Source organism: Burkholderia sp. 3C (assembly GCF_054589155.1).
On the sequence record NZ_BAAILN010000066.1, the window covers coordinates 168338 to 173273 of the forward strand.

The following is a 4936-nucleotide window of genomic DNA, read 5'->3' on the forward strand; positions in this document are numbered from 1 at the left end:
CGAATCTGTTGCCGACTGCCGCGCGGTTGCTGCGTGGCGCTGTTGCCTCGTTCTGTCGTTCGCCGCGTCAGCGGTCCTGCCGGGCGCCCGTCACGGCACGCGCGCCGCGCGGCAACTGCATCGCGATCCGCTCGGCGATGCGATCGAGCGGCAGGATCGCAGTGGCCGCGTCGATCGCGGCGGCCGCCTTCGGCATGCCGTAGACGGCGCTGGTGGCCGCGTCCTGCGCGATCGTGTAGAAGCCCTTGCTGCGCATCGCCTTGAGGCCGAGCGCGCCGTCGCGGCCCATGCCGGTCAGCAGCACGCCGATCGCATCGGCGCGCCAGTGGTCCACCACGCTCTGGAAGAACACGTCGACCGACGGCCGGTAAGGCGTTTCGGCCGGATGCGGCGTGTAATCGAGCAGGCCGCGCGCGGTCAGGTGCAGGTGATCGTTGGTGGCGGCCAGCAGCACCTCGCCGCGCTGCGGTGCGCAGCCCTGCCGGGCGATTCGCACCGGCAGCGCCGTGTAGCCGTCGAGCCATTCGGCCATGCCGATCGCGAACGCCTGGTCGACATGCTGGACGATCACCACCGCGGCCGGGAAATCGACCGGCAACGGCTTGAGCAGCGCGGCCAGCGCGGTCGGCCCGCCCGCCGAGGCGCCGATCGCCACCAGCGGCGTGGCCCCCGACGCTGGCGCCATCACGCCCACCGGCGCCGGCACCGGCCCGCGCGTGGCGAGCAGCCGGCCGATCTGGTCGATCTTGGCCAGCAGCGGCTGCGACGCGTCGGCCAGCATGCCCTGCGCGAGCGTGGGCGTATCGACCGCGTCGAGCGCACCCGCGCCCATCGCCTCGTAGATGCTGGCCTTGTTGGCGTCCACGCTGGCCGTCACGATCAGGATCGCGCACGGCGAGCGCGCCATGATCTGGCGCGTCGCCTCCACACCATCGAGACGCGGCATCACCAGATCCATCAGGATCAGATCGGGCGGGTTCGCCCCGCAGAAATCGACCGCCTGCTCGCCATCGGCGGCCACCCACAGCACGCGGTGGTCGGGCCGGTGCGAGACGGCGCGGCGCAGCGCCGCCACCGCGAGGGGCAGATCATTGACGATTCCGATTTTCATGAGGCGGCGTCTCCAATCAGATCGTGCACGGCATCGAGCAGCACCTCGTCGTGGAAGCTGCCTTTCGCCAGATAATAATCCGCGCCGGCATCGAGGCCGCGCCGGCGGTCCTCGTCGCGATCCTTGTACGACACGATCATGACCGGCACCCCCTTCAACGCCGGGTCGCGCTTGATCAGCGTGACCAGCTCGATGCCATCCATGCGCGGCATGTCGATGTCGGTCACCACCAGGTCGAAGCTCTCGCCGCGGATCGCGTTCCAGCCGTCCATGCCGTCCACCGCGATGGTCACGGCGTAGCCGCGCTTCTCCAGCAGCTTGCGTTCGAGTTCGCGCACCGTCAGCGAATCGTCCACCACCAGCACGTGCTTGCGGCGCTGCGCGAGCGTGTGCGCGGCATCGCGGCGGATCTTGGTGAGCTGGCCGCCGCGAATCAGCTTGTCGATCGAGCGCACCAGGTCTTCCACGTCGACGATCAGCACCGGATCGCCGTTCTCCAGCAGCGCGCCGGCCGCGATGTTGCGGATCTTCTGCAGGCGCGGATCGAGCGGCTGCACCACCAGCATGCGTTCGCCGAGGAAGCGGTCGACCGCCACGCCGTAGGTTTCCGGCTCGTTGCCGATCACCACCACCGCCGTGCGCGAACTCGCCGCGTCGGGCTCGCCGGCATCGAACAACTGATGCGCGGTGACCAGCCCCACGCGCCGCCCGTCGAGCGCGAAATGCTGCTGCCCTTCGAGCACGTCGATGCCGTTGCGTTCGAGTTCGAGCGCGCGCCGCACGTGCACCAGCGGGAACGCATACGGCTCGCCGCCGACCTCGACCAGCAGGCTGCGGATCACCGACAGCGTCAGCGGCAGTTGCAGCACCATCCGCATGCCCTGCCCCGGCTCGTTGAAGATCCGCACCGCGCCGCGCACGCGCTTGACCATCTCGTGCACGGCGTCGAGGCCCACGCCGCGCCCCGACACGTCGGTCACCTGCTCGCGCATCGAGAAGCCGGGCAGCAGCAGGAATTCGAGCACCTCGGCGTCCGACAGGCGCGCGGCGGTGGCCTCGTCGGTCAGCCGCTGCCGCACGATCGCGGCGCGCACGGCGCTCAGATCGGCGCCGGGGCCATCGTCGGACACGCTGACCAGCAGCGAGCCGGCGCTGTGGCGCGCCTCCAGCGTGACGCTGGCCTCAGCCGGCTTGCCGCGCGCGAGGCGCACCTCGGGGGTTTCCACGCCGTGGTCGAGCGCGTTGCGCAGCAGGTGGCCGAGCGGCGCGTCGAGCATGTCGAGGATGTCGCGGTCCACCTGGGTCGATTCGCCGACGATCGAGAAGCGCACGCGCTTGCCGAGCGAGCGCGCCAGATCGCGCACCACGCGCGGGTAGGCGCGCGTGGCATCGCCGAACGGCCGCATCCGGCATTGCAGCGCCTCGTCGTAGAGCTGCTCGGCGATATGCGAGCTGCGCCGCTCGAAGCGGTCGAGATCGTCGATGCGCGCGGCGAACGCGCGTTGCAGATCGTTCAGCATCTGCCGGACTTCGTTGATCGCGGCCTCGTGGTTCGGGTCGAGATCGTCCGCCAGTTTGTCGTAGAGCGAATCAAGCGCGCGCGCCGCGTCGTGTTGCGAGCGACGGATGCGCAGCATCGAATCGGCGAACGGCTTGAGCCAGCGCGATTCCACCAGCGATTCGCCCGACAGGCTCAACAGCCGGTTCAGGCTGTCGGCACGCACGCGCCGCATCTGGCCGGCGTCACCGGTGTCGTACGGCTCGGGCGTGGACGGCTCGGGGAGCGGCTCGGACGGTGCGATGGAGGCCGCAGCCGGCACCGGTTCGCTCAAGCGCAACTGCGCGGCGAGATCGGGCGGCACCGACGATTCGAACGGCGGCTCCGAGGCATACAGGCCGCCGTGCTCGCCGAGGCCGCGAGGCGCATCGGGCACGAGCGGCGCGTCGAGCCGCAATTGCGCGGCCAGGTCGGGTGGCACCGGCGAGGTGTACGGATCGAGCGGTTCGCTGAAATCGAACGGCCCGCCCGGCAGCACGGACGGCACCGGCGGCGGCGGGGCCGACGCAAACGGCGCACCGCCCGCCTCGTCGGCATTGGCCAGCGCCACGGCGAACGTATCGATCTCGGCCGGCGTGACCGATGCCGCCGTGCGCGGATCGCCGACCCGCACCAGCAGATCGACGCCCATCAGCAGCGCATCGATATGGCTCGCGCCGAGCACGCGCTCGCCGCGCTGCGCGCCCACGAAGCAATCCTCCATGCGCCCGGCGATCTCCACGCCCTGCGGCACGCCGACGATACGCGCCGCGCCCTTCAGCGAATGCGCGGCGCGCATGCAGGCCTCGAACGCGGCCGCGTCCTGCGCACCGTGTTCGAGCGCGAGCAACTGGCGCGACAGCGCCTCGGTCTGGTTCTCGCTTTCCTCGCGATAGAGGTCGAGCAGCGATTGCCGGCTCAGATCGTCGTCTTGGCTCATCGCAGGCTCCGCAACAGCGTATCGAACAGGCGGTCTTCGTCGAGCAGACCGATCATGCCGCCGCGCCAGGCGAACATCGCGCTGGTGAGCGCGACGCCCGCCCGCGAGACGGTGGCCGGCGGCGGCGTGCGCTCGGCCGCGCTGAAACGCAGCACGCCCTCCACTTCGTCGACCGGGAACACCACCGGCTCGCCGCGATGCGCCACCACCAGCATCCGCGTGAAGGTGGAGCGCACGGTGTCGACGGCGCGCGGTGCGGCGGAGGCATCGAGTTCGAGCAGCCGGGCCAGCGAGACGGCAATGCGCAGCGTGCCGCGCACGTTGACGATGCCGAGCACGGCGCGGCTGCGCCGGTCGGGCAGCGAATGCACCGGGCGGTCGTCGACGATCTGCCGGACCACCGGCGTGGGCAACGCCAGCCATTCGTCGCCGACCCGGAACGCCAGCACCGACTGCTGGGCGTCGCCCTCGGGCCGGGCCTGCTGCGACGGCGCGGCGGCATCGCGCCGCGCGGCCTGGGCCAGCTCGTCGCGAGACAGCGGGCGATCGAGCAGGCGCGCGGCGTTGCGCGCGTAGACGGGGCAATTCAGGCAGCGCCCGACTTCGGCCAATCGTTCGCAGGACTGATCACCGCGCACGCCGATGCGGTTCCAGCAATCGTCGAACGCCCCCGCCGGGTGCGTCGAATCAACGGCGTCGTGCATGCTCGCGTCCTCCCGGTTGGGCATGGCCGGCCGCTTGCGCGTCGGCACGGCGTGCGCGTTCCTTCAGCCAGCGCGCGCCGTCGTGATCGCCGGCGATGTCGAGCAGCGTCGCGAGATGCGTGAGCGCCTCGCGGTGGGTGGGCGCCAGATAGAGCGCTTTGCGGTAATGCTCGGCGGCGCTGGGCCGCCCCTGCGCGTCGTCGATCAGGCCGAGCAGGTAATAGGCGTCCGCGCTCGGGCCGGCGGCGCGCAACACGTCGAGCACGGCGCGTTCGGCGGCGGCGAAATTGCCCGCATCGGCCAGGGCGCGCGCGGCGTCGAGCGGGTCGGCGGCGGGGGTCGTGGCGGCACGGGAAGCGGTGGCGGCAAAGGCGGGCGCGGCAGGGGCGGCCGGGCGCGGCGCGGCGGTTGCGCCGGCCGGCGTGGGCCGGTTGGCGGCACCGAGGCCTGCGCTCGCACCGCCAGCGGGCGCCAGCCCCGGCCGGCCGATCACACCGGCGGCACCCGACGCGAACGCCGTGCCGATCGCGGTGCCCGATTGACCCGATGGGCTCGATGGGCTCGATTGGCCCGCCTGACTCGCCGCGCGCTCTGGCTGCGCGCGCCGCCAGAGCGCGGTCGCGTCCCCGGCCGGCTTGGCGGCC

At 71.8% G+C, this 4936-nt stretch carries 3 protein-coding genes and 1 pseudogene; all 4 read right to left on the reverse strand.

What is annotated here, in order from left to right; all coding sequences use genetic code 11:
* Positions 1-67 precede the first annotated feature (67 nt).
* Positions 68-1111: a chemotaxis-specific protein-glutamate methyltransferase CheB gene (gene cheB / locus ACYP33_RS11060; RefSeq protein WP_459621617.1), complete on the reverse strand. Its 1044-nt coding sequence runs from the start codon at positions 1109-1111 to the stop codon at positions 68-70.
* Positions 1108-3588: a response regulator gene (locus ACYP33_RS11065; RefSeq protein WP_459621618.1), complete on the reverse strand. Its 2481-nt coding sequence runs from the start codon at positions 3586-3588 to the stop codon at positions 1108-1110. Before ACYP33_RS11065 ends, cheB begins: the two co-directional genes overlap by 4 nt.
* Positions 3585-4292, reverse strand: coding sequence for a chemotaxis protein CheW (locus tag ACYP33_RS11070; RefSeq protein ID WP_459621620.1), 708 nt, complete (start codon positions 4290-4292; stop codon positions 3585-3587). The genes ACYP33_RS11065 and ACYP33_RS11070 overlap by 4 nt, the downstream gene beginning before the upstream one ends.
* Positions 4276-4936: pseudogene (locus tag ACYP33_RS11075) on the reverse strand (CheR family methyltransferase); the annotation flags it as partial. The pseudogene ACYP33_RS11075 and the gene ACYP33_RS11070, both read right to left, overlap by 17 nt.

Excerpts from the sequence above, each read along its gene's own strand:
- cheB (WP_459621617.1), bottom strand. The coding sequence starts at position 1,111 with ATGAAAATCGGAATCGTCAATGATCTGCCCCTCGCGGTGGCGGCGCTG.
- ACYP33_RS11065 (WP_459621618.1), bottom strand. The coding sequence starts at position 3,588 with ATGAGCCAAGACGACGATCTGAGCCGGCAATCGCTGCTCGACCTCTAT.
- ACYP33_RS11070 (WP_459621620.1), bottom strand. The coding sequence starts at position 4,292 with ATGCACGACGCCGTTGATTCGACGCACCCGGCGGGGGCGTTCGACGAT.